Annotated in this window: 26 protein-coding genes; 5 read left to right on the plus strand and 21 right to left on the minus strand. The window is 63.2% G+C overall.

Annotated features, from left to right (window positions below; genetic code table 11):
- Positions 1-28: 28 nt before the first annotated feature.
- The 12 genes from fadD8 to AS9A_RS04570 form a co-directional block, all read right to left on the minus strand.
- Positions 29-1,615 (minus strand): fatty-acid--CoA ligase FadD8, encoded by a 1,587-nt coding sequence (gene fadD8, locus AS9A_RS04515; protein WP_013805734.1) that lies wholly within the window; start codon positions 1,613-1,615, stop codon positions 29-31.
- Positions 1,605-2,828 carry a thiolase C-terminal domain-containing protein gene (locus AS9A_RS04520; RefSeq protein WP_013805735.1) on the minus strand — a complete coding sequence of 408 codons (1,224 nt, stop codon included), beginning with the start codon at positions 2,826-2,828 and terminating at the stop codon, positions 1,605-1,607. Before AS9A_RS04520 ends, fadD8 begins: the two co-directional genes overlap by 11 nt.
- Positions 2,825-3,991: a thiolase domain-containing protein gene (locus AS9A_RS04525; RefSeq protein WP_013805736.1), complete on the minus strand. Its 1,167-nt coding sequence runs from the start codon at positions 3,989-3,991 to the stop codon at positions 2,825-2,827. The genes AS9A_RS04520 and AS9A_RS04525 overlap by 4 nt, the downstream gene beginning before the upstream one ends.
- On the minus strand, positions 3,988-5,055 hold the full coding sequence (locus AS9A_RS04530; RefSeq protein ID WP_013805737.1) for an LIPID TRANSFER PROTEIN/KETO ACYL-COA THIOLASE LTP4: 1,068 nt from the start codon (positions 5,053-5,055) through the stop codon (positions 3,988-3,990). Before AS9A_RS04530 ends, AS9A_RS04525 begins: the two co-directional genes overlap by 4 nt.
- Entirely contained in the window at positions 5,055-5,555 is a 501-nt protein-coding gene (locus AS9A_RS04535; protein ID WP_013805738.1) for a Zn-ribbon domain-containing OB-fold protein, read from the minus strand. The genes AS9A_RS04530 and AS9A_RS04535 overlap by 1 nt, the downstream gene beginning before the upstream one ends.
- Entirely contained in the window at positions 5,552-6,001 is a 450-nt protein-coding gene (locus AS9A_RS04540) for a Zn-ribbon domain-containing OB-fold protein (protein WP_013805739.1), read from the minus strand. Before AS9A_RS04540 ends, AS9A_RS04535 begins: the two co-directional genes overlap by 4 nt.
- 25 nt (positions 6,002-6,026) lie before the next feature.
- Positions 6,027-6,869, minus strand: a complete 843-nt coding sequence (locus AS9A_RS04545; protein ID WP_013805740.1) for an SDR family NAD(P)-dependent oxidoreductase — start codon at positions 6,867-6,869, stop codon at positions 6,027-6,029.
- 135 nt (positions 6,870-7,004) lie between these two features.
- Complete coding sequence (locus AS9A_RS04550) at positions 7,005-8,150, minus strand: acyl-CoA dehydrogenase family protein (RefSeq protein WP_013805741.1); 1,146 nt, start codon at positions 8,148-8,150, stop codon at positions 7,005-7,007.
- Positions 8,147-9,133, minus strand: a complete 987-nt coding sequence (locus AS9A_RS04555) for an acyl-CoA dehydrogenase family protein (protein ID WP_013805742.1) — start codon at positions 9,131-9,133, stop codon at positions 8,147-8,149. The genes AS9A_RS04550 and AS9A_RS04555 overlap by 4 nt, the downstream gene beginning before the upstream one ends.
- A gap of 3 nt (positions 9,134-9,136) precedes the next feature.
- On the minus strand, positions 9,137-10,270 hold the full coding sequence (locus tag AS9A_RS04560; protein WP_013805743.1) for an acyl-CoA dehydrogenase family protein: 1,134 nt from the start codon (positions 10,268-10,270) through the stop codon (positions 9,137-9,139).
- A gap of 4 nt (positions 10,271-10,274) precedes the next feature.
- Positions 10,275-11,135 (minus strand): enoyl-CoA hydratase, encoded by an 861-nt coding sequence (locus tag AS9A_RS04565; protein ID WP_013805744.1) that lies wholly within the window; start codon positions 11,133-11,135, stop codon positions 10,275-10,277.
- Complete coding sequence (locus AS9A_RS04570; RefSeq protein WP_013805745.1) at positions 11,132-12,736, minus strand: FadD3 family acyl-CoA ligase; 1,605 nt, start codon at positions 12,734-12,736, stop codon at positions 11,132-11,134. Before AS9A_RS04570 ends, AS9A_RS04565 begins: the two co-directional genes overlap by 4 nt.
- 100 nt (positions 12,737-12,836) lie before the next feature.
- Between AS9A_RS04570 and AS9A_RS04575 the strand changes: the two genes are divergently transcribed.
- From AS9A_RS04575 to AS9A_RS04590, 4 genes are read left to right on the plus strand one after another with little or no spacing between them, the layout of a single operon-like run.
- Complete coding sequence (locus AS9A_RS04575; protein WP_013805746.1) at positions 12,837-13,988, plus strand: acyl-CoA dehydrogenase family protein; 1,152 nt, start codon at positions 12,837-12,839, stop codon at positions 13,986-13,988.
- Positions 13,985-14,767: an SDR family oxidoreductase gene (locus tag AS9A_RS04580; RefSeq protein WP_013805747.1), complete on the plus strand. Its 783-nt coding sequence runs from the start codon at positions 13,985-13,987 to the stop codon at positions 14,765-14,767. The genes AS9A_RS04575 and AS9A_RS04580 overlap by 4 nt, the downstream gene beginning before the upstream one ends.
- Positions 14,768-14,775: 8 nt before the next feature.
- Positions 14,776-15,372, plus strand: a complete 597-nt coding sequence (locus AS9A_RS04585) for a TetR/AcrR family transcriptional regulator (RefSeq protein ID WP_013805748.1) — start codon at positions 14,776-14,778, stop codon at positions 15,370-15,372.
- Positions 15,373-15,395: 23 nt separating this feature from the next.
- Positions 15,396-16,547, plus strand: a complete 1,152-nt coding sequence (locus AS9A_RS04590; protein ID WP_013805749.1) for an acetyl-CoA C-acetyltransferase — start codon at positions 15,396-15,398, stop codon at positions 16,545-16,547.
- 136 nt (positions 16,548-16,683) lie between these two features.
- Here AS9A_RS04590 and AS9A_RS04595 read toward each other — a convergent pair whose 3' ends face one another.
- Genes AS9A_RS04595 through AS9A_RS04610 form a run of 4 tightly spaced genes read right to left on the minus strand, consistent with a single transcriptional unit; the run spans position 16,684 to position 20,966 of the window.
- A complete protein-coding gene (locus AS9A_RS04595; RefSeq protein ID WP_013805750.1) occupies positions 16,684-17,847 on the minus strand; it encodes an ABC transporter ATP-binding protein in 1,164 nt (387 codons plus the stop codon).
- 52 nt (positions 17,848-17,899) lie between these two features.
- Positions 17,900-18,739, minus strand: coding sequence for a carbohydrate ABC transporter permease (locus AS9A_RS04600; RefSeq protein WP_013805751.1), 840 nt, complete (start codon positions 18,737-18,739; stop codon positions 17,900-17,902).
- On the minus strand, positions 18,736-19,674 hold the full coding sequence (locus AS9A_RS04605; protein WP_013805752.1) for a carbohydrate ABC transporter permease: 939 nt from the start codon (positions 19,672-19,674) through the stop codon (positions 18,736-18,738). The genes AS9A_RS04600 and AS9A_RS04605 overlap by 4 nt, the downstream gene beginning before the upstream one ends.
- Positions 19,671-20,966 carry an ABC transporter substrate-binding protein gene (locus AS9A_RS04610; protein WP_041450868.1) on the minus strand — a complete coding sequence of 432 codons (1,296 nt, stop codon included), beginning with the start codon at positions 20,964-20,966 and terminating at the stop codon, positions 19,671-19,673. The genes AS9A_RS04605 and AS9A_RS04610 overlap by 4 nt, the downstream gene beginning before the upstream one ends.
- Positions 20,967-21,219: 253 nt before the next feature.
- Here AS9A_RS04610 and AS9A_RS04615 point away from each other — a divergent pair, with 253 nt between their 5' ends.
- Positions 21,220-22,239: a LacI family DNA-binding transcriptional regulator gene (locus AS9A_RS04615; protein ID WP_041450869.1), complete on the plus strand. Its 1,020-nt coding sequence runs from the start codon at positions 21,220-21,222 to the stop codon at positions 22,237-22,239.
- 18 nt (positions 22,240-22,257) lie between these two features.
- Here AS9A_RS04615 and AS9A_RS04620 read toward each other — a convergent pair whose 3' ends face one another.
- The 5 genes from AS9A_RS04620 to AS9A_RS04640 are packed head-to-tail and all read right to left on the minus strand — an operon-like array spanning position 22,258 to position 26,078.
- A complete protein-coding gene (locus AS9A_RS04620) occupies positions 22,258-22,629 on the minus strand; it encodes a nuclear transport factor 2 family protein (protein ID WP_013805755.1) in 372 nt (123 codons plus the stop codon).
- Positions 22,630-22,632: 3 nt separating this feature from the next.
- Positions 22,633-23,694 carry an NAD(P)H-dependent flavin oxidoreductase gene (locus AS9A_RS04625; protein ID WP_013805756.1) on the minus strand — a complete coding sequence of 354 codons (1,062 nt, stop codon included), beginning with the start codon at positions 23,692-23,694 and terminating at the stop codon, positions 22,633-22,635.
- On the minus strand, positions 23,691-24,446 hold the full coding sequence (locus AS9A_RS04630; protein ID WP_013805757.1) for a CoA-transferase subunit beta: 756 nt from the start codon (positions 24,444-24,446) through the stop codon (positions 23,691-23,693). Before AS9A_RS04630 ends, AS9A_RS04625 begins: the two co-directional genes overlap by 4 nt.
- Positions 24,443-25,303: a CoA transferase subunit A gene (locus tag AS9A_RS04635; RefSeq protein ID WP_013805758.1), complete on the minus strand. Its 861-nt coding sequence runs from the start codon at positions 25,301-25,303 to the stop codon at positions 24,443-24,445. The genes AS9A_RS04630 and AS9A_RS04635 overlap by 4 nt, the downstream gene beginning before the upstream one ends.
- Positions 25,296-26,078 carry an enoyl-CoA hydratase family protein gene (locus AS9A_RS04640; protein ID WP_013805759.1) on the minus strand — a complete coding sequence of 261 codons (783 nt, stop codon included), beginning with the start codon at positions 26,076-26,078 and terminating at the stop codon, positions 25,296-25,298. Before AS9A_RS04640 ends, AS9A_RS04635 begins: the two co-directional genes overlap by 8 nt.
- Positions 26,079-26,153: the final 75 nt, after the last annotated feature.

Below are 26,153 nucleotides of genomic sequence, written 5' to 3' on the forward strand. Positions count from 1 at the left end.
TATCGGTCCTTCCTGGCTGGAACGTTGCCTAGGTCTTCTGAAAACCCGAACGCAATGCCTTCTTGTCGGGCTTGCCGAGCGGTGTCACCGGCAGCGAGTCAGTGAGTATGACGTGCTTGGGTTCATGAACTGGACCTTTGCGCTTCCGCACAGCAGATTTGATCTCCTCGATCACGCTCTCACCTGAACGGGGCCCGTCCACAGCGCCGGTGTGAAGCACCACAACCGCAGTGACGGCTTCACCCCATTTCTCGTCGCTAACACCGACGACAGCGACCTGCGCGACGGCCGGATGGGTGGCGATGACATCTTCGACCTCGCGGGGAAATACGTTGAACCCTCCGGTGACGATCATGTCTTTGATCCGGTCGACGATGTACCAGAAGCCATCCTCGTCAGCTTTTGCCACGTCACCGGTGTGCAACCAGTCATCCCGGAAGGTTTCTGCCGTGGCCTCGGGTCTATTCAGGTAGCCCGCGGCCAAGAGCGGACCGGCCACGCAGATTTCGCCGGGCGATCCGGTGGGAACAGGTTGGCCGTCCGCATCGAGCAACGCGGTCTTCAGGAATGCCGAAGGACGCCCACATGAGGTCAGCCGTGCCTCGTCATGCTCATCCTTTGCGAGATAGGTGATCGCCATCGGGGCTTCGGACTGGCCGTAGTACTGCGCGAATATCGGCCCGAACCGCTCGATTGCCTCACGCAAGCGGACCGGATTGATCGCCGCGGCGCCGTAATAGACCGTTTGCAGCGACGAAAGGTCGCGCTTGTGCGAGTCAGGGTGATCCAGCAGGGCGTACAGCATCGTCGGCACAAGCATGGTGGCGGTGATGCGCTGTTCCTCGATCGTCCGCAGCACCTCCGCTGGGTCGAACTTGGGCAGGACCACAAGCGATCCGCCCTTGATGAGCGTTGGAGCGAAGAAAGCTGCCCCCGCATGCGACAGGGGAGTGCAAATGAGGAAACGGGGCGCCTCGGGCCATTCCCACTCCGCCAGCTGGACTTGCGTCATGGTCAGGATGGACTGGGCCGTCCCGATCACGCCCTTCGGTTTGCCGGTTGTGCCCCCCGTGTAGGTGATGGAGACGACGTGGTCCGGCGGAAGGTCGGCTGCCTTGAGCGGCTGCGGAGTGTACGTGGCGGCGCACTCGGTGAGATCTCGCGCGCCAGTTCCCTTCAGCTCTTCGGGTACCGGGCCTAAGGTGACTATCTGCCTGAGAGTCGGTACCGCGTCGAGCAACTCGACAGCGCGCTGCACAAACATCGGAATTGGGTCGATGATCAGGTGAGTGATGGCCGCGTCTGAGAGGACGAAAGCATGGTCGTCGACGGAGCCCAGGGGATGCAGTGCAGTGCGACGGGACCCGAGGATCTGGCCCGCGCCGATGGTGAGCAGGACTTCAGGGCGGTTGAGCGAGAGCAGCGCAACCGGCGCGCCGGTGCCCATCCCGAGGTCGTCGAACGCCTGCGCGTATTGGCTGATCTGGGCTGCGGTTTCCTGGCCGGTCAGCATGATCTCGCCAAGCTCGAGGACTGGCCCCTCGCGGTGCCGGTTGAGCGCCTGGATGAGGACGTGACCGAGATGAACGGGCTGCCGCATCGTGTCACCGATCATTGGCGTTTCCTTCCGCTGTTGTGAGGCTGGGTGCGCGGTACAGCGTGACGACGCACGCGCCGCCCAGCCCCAGATTGTGTGCGAGGGCGAGGCGCGCGCCTTCAACCTGGCGTTCCCCTGCCTCGCCACGCAGCTGCCACGTCAGTTCAGCGCACTGCGCGAGACCGGTCGCCCCAAGCGGGTGACCTTTCGAGATGAGGCCGCCGGAGGGATTGACCACCCATCGGCCCCCGTAACTCGTGGCCCCGGACTGGACGAGCTTCCCGCCTTCGCCCTCGGCACATAGGCCCAGGGCCTCGTAGGTGATGATCTCGTTGATCGAAAAGCAGTCGTGCAGCTCGATGACGTCAATATCGTCAATGGTGATGCCGCTGGCATCAAGTACCTTCGCTACCGCACGGCGTGTCATCGGCGCGCCCACGACGTCGATCATCGACCCGGATTGGAAGCTCGCAGAGGTATCGGTCACCAGGGTCTGCGCGACAACTTCGACCGCCTTGCTGGCAAGCCCATGCTCCCGTGCGAATCGCTCGCTTACGACGACTGCGGCTGCGGCGCCATCGGAGATCGGCGAGCATTGCGGCCGCGTCAGTGGACCATGCACCGGTTTGTCGTTTAAGACCTGCTCAAGGGTGTACCGGTGCTGGAACTGGGCCAGCGGGTTACGCGCAGAATGATCATGGTTTTTCACCGCTACAGCCGCCAGTTGTTCCACGGTCGTTCCGAAGCGCTGCATGTGCTCTGTAGCCGCGTGGCTGAAGAGCTGTGCGGTCATGGGGGCGTCGCCGAAGCCGTGTGCCGCCGTCATGACGCTGAGGTGGCGGTCCACGGTGGTCACTACCCCGTCTGGGCTGCCTTGCAGGGCGGATTTGGTCATCTGCTCAAAGCCCACCGCAAGAGTGACATCCGCAAGCCCGCCGCGCACCCATTCGCTGGCGAGCAACAGTGCAGTCGACCCGGTTGCGCAGTTGTTGTTGACGTTGATGACGGGAATGCCGGTCAGACCCACGTCGTAGAGTGCGCGTTGCCCTGCGGCGGAAGGCTGGAAAACATATCCCACAGCCGCACGCTGCACCTGTTCATAACTGATTCCAGCGTGTGCGAGGGCCTGGCCGACTGCCTCGCCAACCAGGTTCGGATATGGCACCTGCCGGGCGCCGGGCTTATCGAATTTCGTCATCCCGGCTCCGGCCACGAACGTGCGTTCGCTCATTGAGTTTCTCCAGGTTTGGCGGCACCGACGACCCACATGGCGTGGAATTGCGAGGCCCCTCCCATCGCGTGGCCAAGGGCCCGGCGCGCTCCGTCAACCTGATGTTCGCCAGCCTGACCGCGCACCTGCAGCGCAGCCTCGGCGAACCGAAGCAATCCGGTTGCGCCGGTGGGGTTTCCGCACAGCACTCCGCCTGACGGGTTGACCGGCAACTCACCGCCGAATGCTGTGCGGTCGTCATCAACCATGCGCCAGCCTTCGCCGATTGCGGCCAGGCCGGTGTTCTCGAGCCAGATTGGCTCGTACCAACTGTATGGAATGTAAAGTTCGGCAACGCGTATGTCGCGTGCTGGTTCCGTGATCCCGGCGTGGCGGTAAACTTCGGCGGCACAGTCACGGCCGGCTTGCGGATTGACTTCGTCCCGGCCCGCGAAGTGCCCTGTTTCGGTGCGCCAGGCCATGCCGTGAATCCACGCGGGCGGCCGGGCCGTTTGCGGCCGATCCTCGTCGGAAGTCACAACGATGGCGCAGGCGCCGTCCGATGACGGGCACGACTCCAGATACCGGATCGGATCCCACAGCATCGGCGAACTGCGCACCTCCTCCACGGTGATGTCCGGCCGCTGAACATGCGCGTACGGATTGCGGATCCCGTTGAGCCGGTGGTTAACCGCCACCTTCCAGCCGATGTGCTCAGGGGCGTCTGAACGCCGGATGTACTCTCTGATCACGGGGGCGAAATGCCCACCCGCCCCCGCACCGAGCTGCGCGCTGAACGGCAGCGGACGCGAAAGCGCCCAGGTGAAGTTGCCTTCGGATTCTTTCGAGTAGGCAACTACCAGCACCCGCTTGGCAAGTCCGGCTGCGACGAGGTGCGCGCCGTAGATGGCGGCGTGGCCGCCTACGCTGCCGCCGGTGAACACGCGGGTAACAGGCAGTCCGACCGCACCCATCGCATCGGCAAGGTACAGCTCGGGATTCATCACGCCATCGAACAGGTCGGGGGTCTTGCTCAGCACAACGGCGTCAATGTCGGCGAACTCCAGTTCAGCGTCAGCCATTGCCGCGGTGACTGCCTCCCGCACAAGTGCGCCGATGGTCACTTCACGCCGCTTGGCCTGCTTGCTCTGGCCGATTCCTACGACTGCGAGATTGCTGGTCATTCGCCCTCCAGAAGGCAGACGAGATTGTGCTGCAGTGCCGGGCCATTTGTCGCGTGGGCTAGTCCCCGGTCGGCACGTCCGTCGAGGATGCGCTGGGCGACTTCACCGATCCGGACGAGCCCTGTCGCGGTAACAGGCCGCCCGGCTAGTGGTCCGCCCGACGGATTGATGTGCGCGTCCTTGACGTTGAGAGCAGTGGCCAGCAGCGCTTCCTGGTAGCTGTATTCGGTGTGCAGCTCGGCGATGTCCACGTCCATCGCGGCGAAGCCTGCGAGCTCGGCGGCACGTCGCGCGGCGGACCGCGCTGAGACCGAATCGGTGAGGTTGCGTACACCTGGGTAGTGGGTTTCGATCCGGTGATCCAGGCCTCGCACCCACGCCGGTCGATCTGCCAGCTGCCGCGCGGTGTCGCCCGCCGCGAGCACAATCACCGCGGCGGCATCGCCTATCGGTCCGACGTCGTGCGTCCGCAACGGCGTGGCCACGTACGGCGCCGCCATGAGCTCCTCGACGCTGTAGTGGCCAGCCTTGGCTGCGGCGGTGTTCGTTGTGGCGTCGGCCAGACACCGCTGCACCGTTTCGGCCATCGCACGTTCGGTCACGAGTCCGGCGTCGAGCAGAGCAGCTGCCTGCAGTCCTGCGAGCGCGTCACGGTGCGGCCGAAGCGGTGTCAGAAAGTAGGGGTCAAGCTGCGACGGCATCACCTGGTCGAGGTCGGCGGCAAGTGAACCGCGCCCGATGCCGTACACCAGGGAGATGTCGCCCTCACCGAGTTGCATCCAGGTCCAGGCTTCGGCGAACGCCCATGCTGCGTCCATCTCGACATGGGACTCTGACACGGGGGGCCACGCGCCCACCGCATCGAGCGACTCAATGTAGGAGAACGTGCGTCCCTCGAAGAAGTCGTGGCTGCCGGAGGCGAAGAAGTCGACCCTGTCACGGTCAATACCTGTGTTACTCAATCCCTCCTGGATGACCGGAAGCAGGGTCTCGGCCATGTCGTCCTGCCGGTTGGCGCGCAGACATGGCGACTGCGCGAATGAGACCACCGCAACGTCACGCATCAGCGGGTCACCTCCGAGCCCTCCGTTGCCGGCCGCGCTGCGGTCACCGGACGGTAGTAGCGGATGCTGGTGAGCGAGGGCACGAGTTCGCTGTCGGGCACCCACACCGGTTCGACTTCCATTCCGATCTGTACCTCGTTCGCGGGCACCTCCCGGATCAGGTGCATGAGGCGCGTTCCAGTGCCGCGAACGTTGATGTGCGCCACCACGTACGGCGGTTCGTACGTCTGGCCGGGAAAGGGAAAGCTCACGATGCAGAAGGTCGAAATCTGCCCACGCCCATCGAGCTCGTATGGCGCACCGAGCCGTCTCAGACAGCTGGAGCAGAACTCGGGAGGAGGAAGATAGGTTTTCGCGCAGGAGGGGCACTGGCGCGCGACGAGCTTTCGGGCAGCTAGTCCTCTCAGGAACAGCGAACGGCCTTCACCGGCGACGTAGGTGTACTCCATATGGAACGGGCTGGGCATGAGGCTGACCGGTTCGGGAAGCCGTGCCGTCATGAGAGAATCTCGAAACATTCGATGTCACGGAGGGTGCCGGTGCGTTCGCGCCGCCACCGGGCATGCACCCGCATCCCCGTATGCATGCGGTTGATGTCGGCACCACTGTCGACCGCGTGGAAAAACGACCCCACCGTGGCGTCGATGGCGATTAACGCCCACGCGAAGTCGTGCGGCAGTGGGTCACCTGGCCGGGCGTGAACCCAGGTCCAGGCGGTCACCGTGCCGACTGGCTGAAGTTCAATGAGGTCACCGGTTTCCGCTCCAGTCTGGGGGTCGAACTCTAGCGGCGGGAACAGGACGCCGGCTGGTGTGTGCACGCCGAATATGCGCGCATCGCGCAGCCCGCCAAGAAACGTCCCGATTTTTCGGCCTACAGTTCGCTCGAACGGGAACTCAATCGTGTATGACGCAGTCAGGCTCGCACTGCTGGTCTTCCGGCTCATCTGCTTTCCCTCCGGTGGGCCCTTACTAAGTGCTTCGTTGCTGGCGGGCTCTCTTCTCGTAGTCGGTTCGTTCTGCCGAGCCGATGGCCTCGAGCATGGGCGTGTCCGCCCGCAGGGCATGCTGGAGCCACTCCGAAAGACGGCGTCCGCCGAGGGAGGTCGCCCTGAGCGCGATTCCCGCCTGCCGGGGAACGAAGACCTCGAAGCGCGGGCGCTCGAGCACGTCTACCAGCGCGTCCGCCACTTCTTTTGGCGCGATCGGGTGGAATCCCCGCACCGCGATCCCGGTGGCGAGTTCGGTATCGACGATCCCGGGCAGTACGCAGGAAACCTCGATACCCGATCCGTGAAGTTCCGCCCGAAGCGCATCGGAGTACGCCAGCACACCAGCCTTGCTCGCCGCGTAGGTGGCTGCGCCGGGTAGCGGTACTTTTGCCGCGACCGAGGCGACGTTGACGATGTGCCCGCTGCGCCGTGGCTTCATCCGCATGACCGCCTGTTTGCAGCCGTGAATGACGCCCTGGAGATTGACGGCCAGGATCTGCGTGGTGGTTGTGCTGGGTTCCTCCTCGGCGCGGCTGAGAGGCATGATGCCCGCATTATTGATCAGAACATCGAGTGGCCCGCTCTGCGCTTGCGCGGCGTCGAGGAAGGCAGCGAAGCTTTCGCTGTCCGCCACATCCAGCGCATGGGCTGTCACCGCCTTGCCGATCGCTGCGGCCGTTTCCTCGGCGGCTGCCCGGTCAATGTCACCGATGACGACCGTCGCGCCGGCCTGCGCTAGGGCGGCGGCTGCAGCTGCACCGATTCCCCGCGCACCGCCAGTGATCGCGACGACTTTCCCCTGAAGTCGGTTCTGCATGCTCATCCAATCCGCAGCGTGATCGTGTGGGCGGTCGAAGGAATAGTCCAACAGTAGAACATGTTCTCGTTATGTTGCAATAGCTCAGATCGATAGCGAGCACTCGAAGAGAAACGTGTTCTAACCCGTACTGCGCGCCGCCTAACGCAATGTGTTGGTAGTCCGGGGCTGTCCGAAAAGCTGGCTACTGGAATGCGCGCGTTTGAAGTACAGGTGGGCGTTGTGTTCCCACGTGATTGCGACGCCACCGTGCACCTGGATCATCTCCGCCGCTACGGTTGTCAGCGTCTCCGTGCAGGCAATACGGGCGACGAGTGCGGCGCGTGCGCTGGCCGGCTCGCTTTCCTCGAGATAACCGGCGGGTTCGCCGCGGCCATCGAGCACGTCCGCTGCCTCGTAACATGCCGCACGTGCCGATTCGACGAAGACATACAGGTCAGCCATCCGGTGCTTGAGCGCTTGGAAGCTGCCAATCGGCCGGCCGAACTGGACCCGCTCTTTCGAGTAAGACACGGTGTCGGCGAGTGCCTGATCGGCTGCACCGATCTGCTCCGCTGCGAGCACCGCATACACCTCGTCACGTACTTGATTCAGCGCCGGTTCGAAGTCGGCTGTGCCGATGCGTTTTGCGACTGCGCGCGTGAGCGCGACGGATGCGAGCCGTCTCGTCGAGTCCATCGTGGGGGTCGCAGTGCGCACGACTCCGGGCGCGCGGATATCGACTTCGAAGAGCCCGATCTGCTCGTTCTCGCCGTCGATGTGGGCGATTGCGAGCACACAATCTGCGGTGTCCCCATCGAGTACGTACTCGGCGGTACCGGACAGGTGGTACGAACCCTCACCGCAGTGTTCGGCCCTGAATGCGGCACTGTCGGTTCTCCATTGGCCATCGACGCCAGTCCACGCCAGCGTTGCGGTCGCAGTGCCGTGCGCAATCGGCGGCAGTAGCCGCCGGTTCGCATCCTCGTCGGCGCAGTGCACGAGGGACCTGGCGGCCAGTACCGAGCTGCCAAGAAACGGGGTAGGTGTAAGTCCGCGCCCGAGTTCCTCCGCAACGATCTGAAGCTCCCTGATGCCTGCCCCCAGACCGCCATATTCCTCGGGTATTGCCAGCGCCGCTACACCCACCTGACCGCACAACGTGGACCACAGTTCGGTGTTGTAACCGGCCGGGGATGTGGCCGCAGCGCGGGTCTTCTCGAAGCTCGACTTACGTGCGAGGACGCTTCTGACGGTACGTCCAAGTTCGAGGCGCTCGTGCTGATCATGCTGTTCTGCCACCGTCATGCCGCTCCTGATGTGACTGCGCGGAGAACCCGATCGCGGTGAAAGGCTTGAGTGCCCCATATGCACTGCAGTGCAAAGACTTTGGTGAGTTGTTGTCCCAAGTCATGCTCTGCGGTGTATCCGATTGCGCCGTGAACTTGGAGTCCCGTGCGGGCTATGCGGTACGCGGCAGCAGCGGCTGCAACTCGTGCCGCGGAGACGTCGCGGGCGCACGTAGCGGTGCCGGATGTCATCGCAACCGCGGCGCCGTGCACGAGGGGACGCGCCAGCTCGAGGGCTGTCGCACAATCCGCGAGCAAGTGTTTGATCGCCTGGTATTGCCCGATGGGCTTGCCGTACTGATGACGCTGCTTTGCGTACGCGACGGTGTCGTCCAGTATGCGCTGACCGAGGCCGAGCAGTTGCGCGGCCGACGCGAGAGCGGCCGCATCGAAAGCGGCCCCCGCGTCAGCGATGGCACGCTGACCGTGTGGCTCGAGTCGGAAGAGTCGCCGCGCTGCATCCACGGACCGCTCGGGTGCGCTCCGCGCGCCTTCAATGACGGCGCCGTCGGAGCCGACCACCAAACGCAGATCCGCGACGTCCGCGTCCAGTGCGAATGGGGTGTGGGGCAACATCGCGAGTGTCGCGACGCTCTCACCGCGGGCGATCGCGGGCAGCCACCGTTCGGCAAGGGCGTCGTGAGACCGCAACAATCCCGGAATGGCCGCGAATGATTCAACGATCGGGCCGGGCACCGCGTAGTAGCCGAGAACCTCAAACGCGACAGTGAGGTCTACCGCGTCCGCGCCCGCGCCCTCATGTTCTTCGGAGACGGCGAGCGCGGAGACGCCAAGGTTCGCCAGCCCTTGCCACAGCTTGAGTCCGGGTCCGTGCTCACCTGCCGACCAGGATCTGATGGCGCCCGGCACATCTGACGTTTGCAACAGGTGGCCGATACTGGCGGCGAAGTCGCGGTGTTCAGTAGAGAGTGAGAAGTCCACCAGTTACCCCCGAGGCAGGCCAAGTAGTCGTTCAGCGACGACGTTGCGCTGAATCTGGTCAGTGCCGCCGTAAATCGGCCCGGCAAGGGCGAACAGGAATCCGTCCAGCCATGCAGTGTGAAGCTCCGCGGCTGGGCCGAGGATATCGAGTGCAGTCTCGTGCAGGTCGATGTCCAGGGCAGACCAGAAGAGCTTGTTCACGCTCGACTCTGGACCGAGTTCGGCGCCGTGTTCGAGGCGGCTGACCGTGCCGAACGTGTAGAGCTGGTATGCGCGCGCACCGATCCACGCATCAGCAACGCGGTGCGACAGTGCTGTGTCCGCGGGATCGGCGTTGTCACGCCACAATTCAACGAGGCGGTCGGCGGCTTTCAGGAACCGTCCCGGGCTGCGCAGGGATAGGCCGCGTTCGTTGTTGGCGGTAGTCATTGCGACCCGCCACCCGTCACCGGGCGCGCCGATGACGTCCCGGTCGGGAACGAACACGTTGTCGAGGAAGATCTCCGCGAATCCCGTTTCACCGTCAAGCTGGGGGATTGGCCGCACTTCGACGCCTGCTGCGTGCAGATCGAACATCACGTAAATCAGTCCTTTGTGGCGTTCGCTGTCACGATCGGAGCGGAACAGTCCGAACGCGGCCTCTGCGAAGGCCGCGCGGGAGCTCCACGTCTTCTGACCATTGAGCAGCCAGCCACCGTCGGCGCGTGTGGCGGTACTGCGCAGCGACGCGATGTCACTGCCCGCCTCGGGTTCCGACCAAGCCTGCGCCCAGATCTGCGCACCTGAGGCCATGCGCGGGAGGATGCGTTCACGCTGCTCGATAGTGCCGTGTGAGAACAGAGTCGGCCCCAGCATGTTGATGCCGTTGGCGCTGACCCGCGGTGGGGCGCCCGCCGCGAAGTACTCCTCCTCGAAGATCACCCATTGCAGTAGGGACGCGTCACGTCCACCAAACTCGGCCGGCCAGGACACGACGGAAAGCTGCGCATCAGAAAGGCGCTGTTCCCAGGCCCGGTGCTGTTCGAAACCTGCTGCAGTGTCGTACGATTCGACTGGCGCGCGCCCGATGTTATCGCGCAGCCAGCCGCGCACCTCGTCGCGAAAGGCGACGGTTGCGGCATCGAGATTGAGGTCCACGGGTTCAGCCTTTCTTCGCTCGTGCCGCCATTGACTTCGCGTCCTGCCCACCCAGTGAGTCGCCGCCGGAGACCTCGGCGTTGTGCGAGTGGGCGAAGTGGTGCAGGCCGAACACGGAGTCCATGCCGTTGCGCAAACCCATGAGATCTTCGGCCTGGTTGACGGCCTTCTTCGTCAGTGCCAGCCCAAACGCTGGCATCTCTGCGATCTTTCCGGCTAGGGCTAGCGTTTCGGTCTCGAGGTTGTCGCGCGGGACGACCCGGTTGACCATGCCCCACTCCTTCGCTTGTGCGGCGCTGAACCGTTCACCAGTGAAGAGCACTTCTTTCGCCGCACGGGGCCCGAGCATCCATGGGTGTGCGAAGTATTCGACCCCCGGAATGCCCATGCGTACAACGGGATCAGCGAAGAATGCGTCTTCTGCAGCGACGATCATGTCGCACACCCACGCGAGCATCAGCGCACCCGCGATGCAGGCGCCCTGCACACTAGCGATGGTGGGCTTGGGGATTTCCCGCCAGCGGCGGCACATTCCTAAATACACTTCGCTTTCCCGGGCGAAACGCTGATCACCGCCCGTGCGGCCGACGTGGTCCCACCACATCACGGCCTTGTTGTCGTAGTGAACGTTGACGTCTCGGCCGGGCGAGCCAATGTCATGCCCGGCCGAGAAGTGTTTCCCTGCCCCCGCAAGCACGATTACTTTCACTTCAGCGTCCTCGACCGCACGTGTGAAGGCCGCATCCAGCGCATACGTCATCGCCGAGTTCTGCGCGTTGCGGAAGTCCGGGCGATTCATGGTGACGATGGCGACGGGCCCCCGCCGCTCGTACAGGACTACGTCGCTGTCGGGTGCGGTTGTCATGAAACCTCCTGAGGTGCGGATTCACGCAGTTCCCGTTTGAGGACCTTGCCTGCGGGGTTGCGTGGGAGAGCATCGACGAACTGCACCTGGCGGGGGATTTTGTAGTTCGCAAGGTGCTGCTTCGCGTGCGTGATGATGTCGTCCTCGATGAGCGAGTGGCCATGTTCGACGCGCACGTACACGCGCCCCACTTCGCCCAGGCGCTCATCAGGAACTCCGATAACGGCCGATTCAGCCACTCCTGGCAGCCGGGCGAGGCATTGCTCGACTTCTGCGGGATAGACGTTAAACCCGCCGCTCACGTACATGTCTTTGATGCGGTCGGTGATCTTCAGATAGCCCTCCGCGGAGAGGACCCCAGCGTCCCCGGTGTGCAGCCAGCCGTTCTCATCGATGGCGGCTCTCGTGGCATCAGGATCATCGAGGTAGCCGAGCATCACGTTTGGGCCGCGAAGCAGTACTTCCCCCTGTTCGCCGGGGGCACAGCCCGCCCCGTCCGGATGCGCAACGCGAACTTCAAACTCCGCCGCCGCGCGGCCGCACGTATTGGCGATGGTTTCGGCGCTGTCCTCCGGACGGCACATCGTTGCAACTACCGCTTCAGTGAGTCCGTAGGCGGTGAGGACAACAGCGAATCCGAGGTCGCTCCGCATTCGCTCGACAAGCGTTACCGGGACGATCGCGGCTCCGGTGACCGCGAGACGCAGGCTGGTGAGGTCGTGATCTCCGCGCTGCGGGTGTTCAAGCATCATCTGGTAAATGGTTGGGGCACCGGGAAGTACCGTAATTCGTTCTTGCTCAATGTGTTCGAATGCACGCTCCACGTCGAACGTCGCCGCTGGGTACATGGCGGCGCCAGTCAGGAGCGATACGAGAATCCCGGCCTTGTAGCCGAAACTGTGGAAAAACGGGTTGATGATGAGGTAGCGGTCGTCGTACGTCACGCCGCCGATCTCGGCCCACGATGCCGCGACTCCAAGGGACTGGGCGTGCGAACTCATCGCACCTTTGCTGCGCCCTGTCGTGCCCGACGTGAAGAGGATGTCGCACAGGCTCTCCGGGGTGATTGTCGTCGCGCGTTCGTCGATGCTCTCGGGGCTGATGCCGCTATCGGTGATGTCATCCCAGGCCACGGCGCTGGGGTCGGCGTTGATAGGTCCGTCAACTGGTATCCGGACGATAGTGTGCAACTTGGGCAGCGAGCGCGCCAGGTCGCCAGCGGTTTCGCGCAGCTGAGCCAGTCTGTCGGTGCCGAGGAACGGGCCAGCGACGATCAGGGCCGACGCGCGGGTGCGGTCAAGAATGTCGAGTGCTTCACCGCCGGTAAAGCGAGTGTTGATGGGAACGAGTGTGGCACCCGCCATGAGTGCGCCAAGAGCGGCCACAATCCAGTGATGGGTGTTCGGTGACCATACTGCGATGCGATCGCCCGGCCTGATCTCCTGAGCGATGAAGAATCCGGCACAGCGCCGCACGCTTTCGAGGAGTTCACGGTATGTCAGCCGGGTCTCTCCGTCGACGATCGCTTCCCGGTCGGGGTGCTTTTCCGCGGTTGCCAGCAGTGCGGCGGGAACTGTTCCCCGGTGGACGATCGGACTCACATTCCACCTCCCTAGCAAGTGCTTGGTAGAGTAGCCTACGGGTATTCAAAAGGTTTCGCTAGTAAGCCCGACTAGTAGCACCGAAAGGGGCCGGAGATTCATGGAATCGGATTCGGAATTCAGGTCACGAGTCCGGGCCTGGCTCGACGACAACCTGCATGGGCGCTTCGCGCACCTGCGAGGAATGGGTGGTCCAGGCCGGGAGCATGAAGCCTTTGCAGAACGCCTCGAGTGGGAGCGCCACCTCGCGGCCGCAGGCTTCACGTGCATCGGCTGGTCCGAAAAGCATGGCGGACAAGGTGCGAGCCTCACGCGGCAAGTGATTTTCTACGAGGAATATGCCCGCGCAGGGGCCCCCGCCACCGTAAGTCACGTCGGCCAGGAACTGCTCGGCCCCACACTTATCGAGTTCGGCACGCAGGATCAGCAGCAGCGCTTCCTGCCTGGAATCAAGAACGTCACCGAAATGTGGTGCCAGGGGTACTCAGAGCCGGGTGCAGGGTCGGATCTTGCATCCGTCACGACGACGGCGAAGCGTGACGGTGACGAGTGGGTGATCACCGGCCAGAAAGTGTGGACTTCGCTCGCGCACGTCGCCGACTGGTGCTTCGTCCTCGTGCGCACTGAACCGGGGTCCAAGCGCCATCATGGCCTGTCCTATCTGCTCGTCCCCATGGATCAGCCAGGGATCGAAGTCCGCCCAATCAACCAGCTCACCGGGACCTCCGAATTCAATGAGGTGTTCTTCGACGGGGCACGCACCGGCGCCGACTGTGTCGTGGGCAAGCCGGGTGAGGGCTGGGGGATCGCGATGGGAACCCTCTCTTTCGAGCGGGGCATCGCCACGTTAAGCAAGCAGATCGGCTTTCGCCGTGAACTCGACACGATCGCGGCAGAAGCTAGGCGCAACGGGTCGTTCGATGAAGCGGTGATCCGCGAGCGGATCGCACGGATGTATGTCAGCCTCGACGTCATGCGAGCGTACGCGGTGCGCACGCTCGGCAAAGTAGACACCGGGACGGCCGCGGTGGCAAAGCTGCTCTGGGCGAACTGGCATCGCGATCTCGGTGAACTCGCCATGACAGTGCGCGGCGCCCGGGGCCTCACCGTCGGTGACAAGTATGACCTCGATGACTGGCAGCGCCTCTACCTCTTCACCCGCGCCGACACGATCTACGGCGGCTCCAATGAAATCCAGCGCAACGTCATCGCTGAACGTGTGCTCCACCTACCTCGCGAGGTGCGTCAATGATTCCTCTGCCCACACCACCTCCCGGTCGTGACCTTCTTGCCGGGAAAGTTGTCGTCGTTACCGCCGCGGCGGGTACCGGTATCGGTTCGGCCGTCGCTCAGCGATGTCTGGAAGAGGGCGCGAAGGTGGTCGTCAGCGACTGGCACGAGCGCCGGCTCAAGGAGAAAGCAGCTGATCTCGACGCCGCGCACCCGGGCTTCGTTCACGCGCAAGTATGTGACGTGACGTCCGAGGCTGACGTGCAGGGGCTGATCGATGCTGCCGTCAGCCACTTCGGCCGCATTGACATCATGGTCAACAACGCCGGTCTCGGCGGGTCCACGAGCATCGTCGACATGACGGATGACGAATGGTCACGTGTTATCGACGTGTCACTCAACGGTACATTCCGGGCAACCCGCGCGGCGCTGCGCCAGTTTATTGCGCAAGGCGAGGGAGGAGTGGTGGTCAACAACGCGTCGGTGATCGGTTGGCGTGCGCAAGCCGACCAGGCGCACTATGCGGCCGCGAAAGCGGGGGTGATGGCTCTGACTCGCTGTGCCGCAGTCGATGTCGCTGCGCACGGCATCCGGGTCAACGCGGTCGCACCGAGCCTCGCGGCGCATCCTTTCCTCGCGAAGGTGACGTCGGAGGAGCTGCTTCGCGACCTTGAAAAGCGGGAAGTCTCGGGCCGGGCAGCTGAGCCGTGGGAGGTCGCCAACGTCATCGTTTTCTTGGCGAGCGACTATTCGTCATACCTTACGGGTGAGGTTATTTCCGTAAGCAGCCAACATCCGTGAGGTGAAAGATGCCCGCATCGACCAAACTCGGAACTGGACGCCGGGGTGAATTGCTCACTCTGGCGTGCCATCTGTTCGCCGAGCGAGGGTTCCAGAGCACAACGGTTCGCGACATCGCTGAGGCCGCGGGCATACTGTCCGGGAGTCTGTACCACCACTTCGATTCGAAGGAGTCGATGGTCGACGAGATCATCCGGTCGTTCCAGGACGAACTCTTCGCCGAGTATGACGCGATCATGGCGAGGGATCTAGGGCCTCGCGAGAAGCTAGCGGCAGTCATCACCACCTCGTTCGAAGCGATACACGACCATCGTGACGCCGTCGCGATTTACCAGCACGAATCCAAATATCTCCAACAGTTCGAACGCTTCAGTTATCTGATCGAGCGCAACAAACAGTTCCGCGACATCCTGACGTCGCTGCTTTCGGAAGGGGTCACGGCGGGGGCATTCCGTGCGGACCTCGACGTGGAAGTGACCTACCGCTTCATCCGCGACTCCGTCTGGGTGGCGGTTGCCTGGTACGCCCCGGAAGGCGGCCTGAAAGCCAGCGAAATCGCGGAACGGTACCTGGGGATTGTGCTCGACGGGATATCCCGGAAATAGGCAAGCACACAAGGAGAACCACCATGGCAGAAGCTCTCATCATCGACGCCGTACGCACCCCGGTCGGGAAGCGTGGAGGAGGGCTCAGCGCAGTACATTCCGCCGATCTCGGGGCACATATCTTGTCGTCGCTCGTCAAGCGCGCGGGTATCGACCCCGAAACCGTCGACGACGTCATCATGGGGTGCACTGACACACTTGGTTCTCAGGCTGGAAATATCGCCCGTACATCGTGGCTGGCGGCAGGTCTGCCGGAACACGTACCGGGTGTAACTGTGGATCGGCAGTGTGGCTCCAGTCAGCAGGCCATTCACTTCGCGGCGCAAGCGGTGATGTCCGGTACCGCGGATGCCGTCGTCGCGTCTGGTGTGCAGAACATGAGTCAGATCCCGATCAGTGCGGCGATGCTCGCCGGGCGGGAGTATGGCTTCGATGATCCGTTCACCGGCTCCAAAGGCTGGGTTGAGCGGTACGGATCGGGCGTCGTATCCCAGTTTGAGAGCGCGGACATGATCGCGCGACATTGGGACATCACCCGGGAACGGATGGAAGAGTTCGCGCTTGCGAGCCACGAGCGCGCGCTAGACGCGATTGATTCCGGCCGGTTCGAGGCTGAGCTCGCCCCGCTCGGCGACTGCACTCTCGATGAATGTCCGCGTCGTGGAACTACTCTGGAGAGAATGGCTTCGCTAAAGCCCCTCAGCGAAAGCTCCCGGCTGACCGCCGCAGTGGCCAGCCAGATTTGTGATGGCGCCGCCGCCACACTCGTTGTTTCTGAAGACTATGCCGCTAAGCACGGATTGCACCCCCGGGCCCGGATTCACCACATTTCAGTGCGTGCCGCCGACCCTGTCTGGATGCTGACCGGACCCATCCCCGCGACACAAGTCGCGCTGCGCAAGGCCGGTCTCACCATTGAGGACATTGATCTGTTCGAAGTCAACGAAGCGTTTGCCAGCGTCGCCCTCGCCTGGATTGACGAACTCGGCGCGGATCCCACCCGTGTGAACGTCAATGGCGGCGGAATCGCGCTCGGGCACCCTATCGGTGCGACAGGCGCGAAGCTTTTCACCACGCTGCTGCATGAACTCGAGCGTCGCGGTGGCCGCTACGGTCTGCAGACTATGTGCGAAGGTGGCGGGACCGCGAACGTCACGATCATTGAGCGGGTTTAGCTGGTCGTTGCTCACCTTGGGGTGCTTCGGGCGATGCGGCTTTATTGTTTGCCCTTCTCTGAGCGACACTAACGATTGGTGTCGCTCAGAGGTGGGCAGTAGAGGGATGTCCGTGAGGGCGCTGCTGCACGAGGGGTCATTCTTCGGTGAGGTTTTTGCCGGTTTCTGTGTCGAAGATGTGGATTTTTTCGGGGTTGAGCCAGAGTTGTGCTTTTTTTCCGGTTTGGACTTCTGAGGCGGCGTCGAGGCGGGCGGTGATTTGGGTGCCGAGTTCCATGTCTTGTCCCATGTCGCGGGCGAGGTCGTCGAGGTCGCGGGAGTGGGCGGTTTCGCCGTGGACGCGGAAGTAGGCGTAAATGTCGGAGCCCATGGATTCGACGAGGTCGATGGTGGTGGTGAATGTGTGGCCGGGGGTGTTGCCGGTGAGGGTGGCGTCTTCGAAGTGTTCGGGGCGGGCGCCGATGATGACGTTGCGGTTGGTGCCGGTGGTTTCGAGGGTGCGGCGGATGCGGTCGGGCATTTCGATGGTGCCGAGGTTGCTTTTGAGTGTGTTGTTTTCGATGGTGGCGGGGAGGAAGTTCATGGAGGGGCTGCCGATGAATCCGGCGACGAAGAGGTTGGCGGGGTGGTGGTAGAGCTGGGTGGGGGAGCCGACTTGCTGGACGATGCCGCCGCGCATGACGACGACGCGGTCGCCGAGGGTCATGGCTTCGGTTTGGTCGTGGGTGACGTAGAGGGTGGTGGTGCCGAGTGTTTTCTGGATTTGGGCGACTTGGGTGCGCATTTGGACGCGGAGTTTCGCGTCGAGGTTGGACAGTGGTTCGTCCATGAGGAAGGCTTTGGGTTTGCGGACGATGGCGCGTCCCATGGCGACGCGCTGGCGCTGGCCGCCGGAGAGGTTTGAGGGTTTGCGGTCGAGGTGCTGGGTGAGTTCGAGCATGGTGGCGACGTCGTCGACTTTTTGTTTGATGGTGGTTTTGTCGACGCCGGCGAGGACGAGGGGGAAGGCGATGTTCTCGGCGACGGTCATGTGGGGGTAGAGGGCGTAGGACTGGAAGACCATGGCGATGTCGCGGTCTTTGGGTGCTTTGTTGTTGACGATGTCGCCGTCGATGCGGAGTTCGCCTTCGGTGATGTCTTCGAGTCCGGCGACCATGTTGAGGGTGGTGGATTTGCCGCAGCCGGAGGGGCCGACGAGGATGATGAATTCGCCGTCGGCGATGTGGAGGTTGAAGTCGTCGACTGCGAGTGCCCCGTCGGGGTAGCGCTTGATGATGTGGTCTAGGACGATCTCGGCCACGGGGGGCTCCTTCGCTGTGTGTGGTGCGGTGGCGGTGCCGGGGGCGGGGTGTTTAGCCTTTGACGGCGCCGGAGGTCAGGCCAGCGACGATGCGGCGCTGGAAGAAGAGGACGAAGATGACGATGGGGATGGTGATGATGACCGCGGCGGCGGCGATGGCGGCGGTGGGGCGTTCGTAGGTGGTGGCGCCGGTGAAGTACGAGAGTGCGGCGGGCACGGTGCGTGACGCGCTGGTGGTGGTGAAGGAGATCGCGAAGAGGAAGTCGTTCCAGCAGGCGATGAACACGAGGATCGCGGTGGTGAACACGCCGGGCATGGCGAGGGGGGTGATGACTTTGCGGAATGCCTGGTAGGGGGTGGCGCCGTCCATTTTGGCGGCTTTTTCGAGTTCCCAGGGGATTTCGCGGAAGAACGCGGACAGGGTGTAGATCGCTAGCGGCAGCGCGAAGGTGACGTAGGGGATGATCAGGCCGAGCCAGGTGTCGAAGGTGCCGATGGCGGTCTGGATCTGGAATAGGGGGGTGACGAGCGCGATCTGGGGGAACATCGCGATGAGCAGGGACACCGCGACGATGGTTTTTTTGCCGGGGAAGTCCAGTCGGGCGATGGCGTAGGCGGCCATGGTGCCGAAGACCAGGGCGATGAAGGTGGAGATCACGCAGATGCCGATGGAGTTGATCAGTGCGCGGATGAATTCGTAGTCGGTGAAGATCTGCTGGTAGGACTCGGTGGAGGGGGAGCGGGGCAGGAAGTTGCCGTCGTTGAGGGTGCCGGCGTCTTTGAAGGACAGTGACACGATCCAGATGACGGGGATGAACGCATAGAGCAGGACGAGGACGTTGACGCCGGCCCACATGGCTTTGCGCTGGGTGGTTTCTTGCTGGTAGCTCATCTGCGATCGTCTCCTGCGCCTGGTGCTGCGGCCCCGAAGAGCTTGATGTATATGAACGCGATTATCGCGATGCTGATGAAGATCAGCACCGACATGGTGGAGCCGATGCCGAGGTTGAGTCCGCGTATGAGGTTGTTGTACGCGAGGATGGACACCGATGCGGTGTCGTTGGCGCCGCTGGTGAGTACGAAGATGTTGTCGAAGATGCGGAACGAGTCCAGGGTGCGGAACAGCAGCGCGACCAGGATGGCGGGTTTGATGATGGGGACGGTGACCCGCCAGAACCGCTGCCATGCGTTCGCGCCGTCCATGGAGGCGGCTTTGAGCAGGTCTTCGGGCACGAGCGCGAGTCCGGCCATGAGCAGCAGCGCCATGAACGGGACGGTTTTCCACACCTCGGACAGGATGATGATCCATAGCGAGGACCACCGGTCGGTCAGCGGTGCCGATTCCCCGGCCAGCCAGCCCAGGTTCTGGGTCCACGCGAAGCGCCACGAGAACGCGGCCACCACGGTCACGATCGCGTAGGGCACCAGCGCGGAGGTGCGGACCAGGCCGCGGCCGATGATGGTGCGGTGCATGACGATCGCGAGGAGCATGCCCAGCACGAGCTGGAAGAACGTGCCGATCACGGTGATGAACATCGTCACCCCGAACGCGTTCCACCAGATCGGGCTCGACAGCACGGTGATGTAGTTACCGAGCCCGATGAATTCCTGATCGTCGGGGGTACGCAGATCCGCGCGGAAAAACGACAGCCACACCGCGTACACAAGCGGGTACGCCGCGACCGCGAGCATCACGATGATCGCAGGCGCGCACAGCAGCAGACCGAGACGCCGTTCGGCGCGTTTGCCTTCGCTGTGACGCTGTTTCGCGATCGCGGTGCCCGCGTCCGCGCCGAGCGCGGCCGGGCCAGCGGAGCTAGTGGTCATGGCAGGATGCCCCTTCCTTCGAGGGTGTCCTGAATGCGATCCCGCAATTCATCGGCTGTCGCCTCAGGATCGATCGCCGCAGGCGGCGACAACGTGGACGACACGATCGTGGAAATGTTCTGGTAAAACGGTGTCTTCGGGCGCGGTACCGCGATCTCGAGCTGCTCGAGCAGGATCTCGTACATCGGATACGCGTCCTGGAACTCCGGATCGTCATACACGGTGACGTTCGCGGGCACATCCCCCGCATCCAGCGCCGCCCACAACTGATGCTCCGGGCTGCGCAGACACATCGCCGCGTCGAACGCCTCCTCCGGATGCTCACTGAACGTGCTGATCGCGTAATTCATCCCCCCGAGCGTGACCCGCGCCGGTTCCCCGGGCACCACCTCGGGATACTGCGCGAACGCCATATCCTCATACACCGACCGGCTCTGCGCGTCCGTTTCCGCCGCCGCGCGCATCGCGCTGAGCACATACGGCCAGTTCAGGCTGAACGCTGAGCGGCCCTGCTGGAACTCCGCGAACACCTCCGGCTCCTGCGCATTCGACAGCGACGCGCTCGCCAGCCCCGACGTCGCGAACCGGCTCATCAACTCCAGCGCCTGCAACGTGTTCTCATCAATCGTGGCTTCGGTGCTGTCCTCGTTCACCAGATCACCACCAAACGAGTTCAGCAGCGTGTTGAACCCCACCACATACCCCTCATACCGCGCCCCGGTAAACCCGATCTGGTAAATCTCACCACGATCACGCAGCTCAGCGGCCATCTCCAGCATCTCATCCCACGTCCGCGGCGGCTGCGGGGTCAGCGACGGCCGATACCACAACAACTGCACATTCGTGTGCTTCGGAATCCCATACAACCGGTCCTGCCACGTCGCGGTATCAATCGGGGGCTGCAGAATATCCGCGGTCGCCAGCTCCGCCTGCTCCGCAGTGAGCTCACGAATCCAGCCCGCCTCCGCGAACTCCGCCGTCCACGTCACATCCATCCCCAGCAAATCCATACCCGAATCCCGCGACGCAAGCCGCCGCACAAACTGCTCACGCTGACTATCCGCATCCGCAGGCAACAAATTCCCCTGAATCCGGTACCGACCCTCCGCCGCCTCATTACACGACGCGATGATCCGGTCAAACCCAGCAGCAGCCGTCCCCCCATACACATTGACAACCACCGTGTCATCAGACGCACACGACACCAAACCAAAGGCCAACGCCCCCACCGCTGATAGGGCAGCGAAGTGTTGCCAAGGGCGTGAGCGCGCTTTTCGGAACCGAGGTTCCATGACTTGCTCCTAAACTTTGAACGCACTTTTACATGCGAGTCCGGTGATAGAAGGCGCGAGCGCCGAGGAGGACTGATGAACGGGGCACCACGCTATTCGGGCAAGACTGGGTGCTCCGGCCGCAGGCCGGACGGCTCTCGTGAGAACTGTTCATATATGTGAGCTAGACCACGCAAGCGTTTTCCGCAAACGTTTGCGCTACTATATCTTCGACACCACAGCCGCTGTCAAGGGTGGAACGGAGAAAAATCCGATGCCAAAGTCTCATGAGGTGACAATGGCCGAGGTTGCCCGCGCAGCTGGCGTCTCACTGGCAACGGTGTCGCGGGTACTCAGCAACGCGCCAGGCGTCGGCGCTGCCACTCGGGAGCGTGTACGCCGCGAAGCGGAGCGCCTCTCGTACGTCGTATCACCCGAGGCGTCCGGGCTCGCGCGCGGAACCACACGGAGAGTGGCGGTCCTAGTGCCGAGGGTCACCCGCTGGTTCCACGGGTCAATGCTCGAGACTATCGAGAGCGAATTGCGCGCGGAGGCCATAGATGTCCTCATTTACCAGGTTGAGCACCCGGAGTTACGGGCCCGTTTCTTCACCGAGCTGCCCGCCCGGCGGAAGGTCGACGCGGTCCTGTTGATTGCGCTGCCGCTGGACGAACGCGAGGCGGAGAGGCTCGCAGATCTCAATGTGCATGTCGTCGTGGCTGGCGGCCAGATCCAGCATTACCCCTACGTGAAAATCGACGACCAGGCAGCCGCGCGAACGGCGGTCAGCCATCTGATCAGCCTTGGACATGAACGGATCGCGATGATCACGGTGGACGAGCCCTCCTCGCTGTACTGGTCCTCAACGGCTGATCGCCTGCAGGGCTACACGGACAGCCTTGCCGCGGCGGGCCTTGAGGCTCGCCCGGAATACGTCGTTCGGCTCCCCTATGGAATCGAGGCCGGATGCGAAGGCGTTAGCCGACTTCTCAGACTTGCGGAGCCGCCAACCGCTGTCGTCACCTACTCCGACGAGATGGCGCTCGGGGCGCTCCGTGAGCTTCAACGAAGCGGGGTCCACGTCCCTGACGAGATGTCCCTGGCAAGCTTTGACGGGCATCCGATCGCGAAGGTCTTCGGGATCACCACGATTGATCAACACGTCACTGAGCAGGCGCAGGTAGCTGCGCAGATGACTATTGACCTGATGGCCCGGAAGTCGGTGAAGCCTGCGGTGATGGTCAGGACCGAGCTGGCCGTCCGGGAATCGACAGCTGCCCCGTCACGCATATAGGTGACCGGAGGTGACCAGTCACTCCACCGTCATGTCGTCCTGCGACCAGAACGCCCGCATGCTGGTGATCTTCCCGTCGTCGCCGAACGTCATGACGTCGATGGGCTCGACGGTGATCGTCTGATCGCCGGTTTTCGCAATCACCTTCAGCCCGAATGCTGCGCTGTTTCCGGCGACGCGCACACCCTGCAGTTCAGTGGTGATCTCGGCCTGGCTGAGAGCGCCGTAGAAACTCTCGATAGCCGCCCGGCCTTCATGTGGCGGTGTGCCTACGGGGTCTTCGACGATCGCGTCCGGTGTGTAGAGGTCCGCGATCTCCGATGCCGACCCTGCCGCGACTCGTTTCGCGTACTGTGCGACCACTTCGCGAATCTGTTCAGGTGTAGCCATGTGTCATCCTTCCGTGAGTTTGCTGAGTTCCGCGAATCGGACCTCGGCGTCGGTGATGATTCGTTCGATCAGGTCGGCCACGGAGGGCAGGTCATCGAGCATGCCGACCACTTGACCGGAGGCGAGAACACCCGCCTCGGTATTACCCTCGACGAGGCCCGCGCGCAGCAGCATCGGTGTATTTGCCGCCATCATCAGCTGCGACCACGTCATGTCGTTGCCGCGTTTAGTGGCTAGTCCCTCGCGGATGAGTCCGCGCCAGGAGACGCCGGTGAGTTTCTGGAACCGCTTCGTGTTGCGGGCGGCGTGCGCAAGGCCTCGCACCGGCCCGGACTGTTCAAGGTGCTCGACGAGCGATGTGCGCAGCACCCGGTGCGGCATACCGTCTACCCGGCGGGTGACGACCGTGTCGTTCAGGCCGCGTGCGAGGTACTCGCGCTTTACCTGTTCGGGCACAGTGCTCTCTTGCGTCAGCAGGAAGCGTGTACCCATGCCGATCCCGGCGGCGCCGTACGCGAGTGCTGCGGCGAGCCCCCGGCCATCGAAGAACCCGCCGGCCGCGATGACGGGGATATCGACCGCGCTCAGCACAGATGGAAGCAGGAGAGTGGTGGCGACGCCGCCGGTGTGACCGCCACCTTCGCCGCCCTGTACGAGCACAGCGTCAGCGCCCCAGCTTGCGACCTTCTCGGCGTGGCGGGCCGCACCGACGGATGGGATGACGATGATGCCTGCGTCTTTGAGTTTCCCGATCATGTCCTTATTGGGGGCGAGCGCGAACGATGCGACGCGCACCCCCTCGCGGATGAGCAGATCGACCCGCTGTTGCGCGTCCTCCGCGTCGGCACGCAGGTTCACCCCGAACGGTGCGTCGGTGCGGCTTTTCGTTTCGCGGATCGCCTGCGCGAGCTCGTCGTACGTCATCGTTGCTGACGCGAGGATGCCGAGCGCCCCGGCCTGTGCGGTTGCGGTGACGAGCCGGGGTCCAGCCACCCAGCCCATGCCGGTCTGCACTATCGGATGGCGGACACCCACCAGGTCGGTGAGGGCCGTATTCAGGGTCATAGCCGAACCTCTCTGTCACGCAGGCATTTCGGATCGAGGACGTCACGGATGAGGTGCAGTTCTTCGATCGTCGGTGTGCGGGTCTCGGTGACGTCAGAATCGTCTACCGCGAACGCCGTGTTTTCCGTGACGTCCTGGAGCGTGACCCCTGGATGGAGGGACACGATGCGCATGGAATGGTCGGGCGACGCGAAGTCAAAGACACCGAGGTTGGTGACGACACGGTGCACGTCGTGGAACTTTGAGGCGGCGGGCCCAGCTTTTTGCGCGTTGTCGTATCCGACGCCGGAGACCACGTCCACGGTGTCCACGAAGACGCGTGTGGAGTGGCGCGGCACCCAGTAACTCGTCCGATGGTTGACGGTGTTGCCGGGCGCGCCGCGGACCCCGAGCAGTTGCCGGGTTGGCCGGGAATGGTCACCGATTGCGGAGATGTTCTGGTTCCCGAACCGATCGATCTGGCTCGCTCCCATCACGACGTGTCGTGTGCCATGCGGAACGATGACGTCAAGCATCTTCTTGAAGGGCTGCCACCCCTCGATGATCTTGTCGTTTCCCGCGGTGTCCGATTGCGGTGTGAGGAGGAACGCTTCTCCATCGGAGAGCAGCAGATCAGGCTCGAAGGTCTGTCGCGCCAGCTTCGCCCCGAACTGTGGGATCAAACCCATGGGGCTGGCGACGATTTCGCCGTCGCCGCGGAAAAGCTCAGCGCATGCGACGATGGCGACCTCAGCGCGCGTGGCATCACTCATGCGGCTTCCTCTCTGAGTTTCACAACCTCGGCCTGGTAGCTGGCTTCGTCACCAGCGAGAAAGCGGTCGTAGAAGTTGCGCCACCCGTCTGCCGTCTTCGCGCTTTCGGCGTAAAGGCGCTGGAACTTTTCGTGGCGACCGTAATCGGGGTAGCAAGAGGTGAAGTGGGCGCCGTTTGGTGCTTCGACGACACCGGTCACGGCGCTGCGGTTCAGCAACAGTGTCTGGACTGGTTTGCCCCGCGTGAGTTCGTCTGTCGGGATGACCTTCTCGGCTGACACGAAGCATCGATCCGCGGCAAGCGCGAAGTCATCGTCGAAATACGGGTCTGGGCCAAGATATTGAGCGTTGCCGTGCATGTCCGCGCGGTTCATGTGTACGAGCGCAACATCGAGTCGCAGCGCGGGCATCGCGATGAGTTCCTCGTCGGTATAGGGCGAGCGAACAGTTTTGAGATCAGGATTTGTTGTGACCACGCTTGAGCCCAAACCAGCACGAATTGGTAAGAAGGGCAGTCGCTTTGCTGCCGCTGACAGTCCGGCAGCGAACATTCCCTCGTCGTACTCGGCAACCGTCAGTTGTCCGTCCTGCCGAGCGCGGCAGAAGTACGGATCCAGCGGGAGCGAGTCGAGAGTGACGAACCCGAACACGAGCGTTCGTATTCGTCCTGCGGCGGCAAGAAGACCGACATCAGGTCCGCCGTAGGAAACAATGGTGAGATCCTTCAGGTCAGATCGTAGGATTGCCCGCACCAGCGCCATCGGCTTGCGGCGCGATCCCCACCCCCCGATTCCGATCGTCATTCCGTCTTCAAGCTCGCCGACGACCTGTTCGAGCGTCATGCGCTTGTCAGCCATGTGTGCTGCCCCCGTTGGAATGCCCACCTGATCGTGCGAGAAATTCTTGTCGCGCACCGTCTGATACGCCGGCGAGGTTTAGTTCGAACGTGAATCCCTGTTCGTATCGGTAGCTGCGGTGGACGGGCTGCGGGTCAATCCCGTTGATGGCTTCCTTTGCTTTGCGGATCACTCGGGTGTCTTTGGCCGCGATAGCACGAGCAACCTCGAGGGCCGCTTCGTCGAGCTCGTCGCGCGGGACGACGCGGTAAACGGATCCGTGGTGCAGAAGTTGCTGTGCGGTAATGGTGCTCGCGGTGTAGTACAGGGCGCGCATCAAATGTTGCGGGACTAAGCGGGCCAGGTGGGTGGCTGCCCCGAGGGCGCCGCGGTCGACCTCAGGCAGGCCGAACGTCGCGTCGTCAGACGCGATGACGATATCGGCGTTGCCGACAAGCCCGATACCACCACCGAGGCAGTAACCGTTCACGGCCGCGATCACAGGCACTTTGCAGTCATAGACCGCGGCGAACGCGGCGGCGCAACCCTGGTTTGCTCCGATGAGTGCTGAGTACCCTTCGCTGCGCTCGATCTCTTTGATGTCGACCCCGGCGTTGAAGCCACGCCCGTCTGCACGCAAAACAACCACATGGCAATCGGGGTCGTCTCCCGCGGCAGTGATCGCGTTCGCCACGTCGAACCATCCCTGCACCGTCAAAGCGTTGACCGGTGGGGCGTTCATCGTTATCACCCGGATGTGTTTTCCGGTGTGGACCGAACTGACGGCTGCTGCCATATTTACCTCCGCTACCAAACCTAACACTTGCTTGGTACCGTATCAGGGAACCGGTCCAACCGGTAGGCGAGAGTT

This window comes from Hoyosella subflava DQS3-9A1, assembly GCF_000214175.1.
GTDB lineage: Bacteria > Actinomycetota > Actinomycetes > Mycobacteriales > Mycobacteriaceae > Hoyosella > Hoyosella subflava.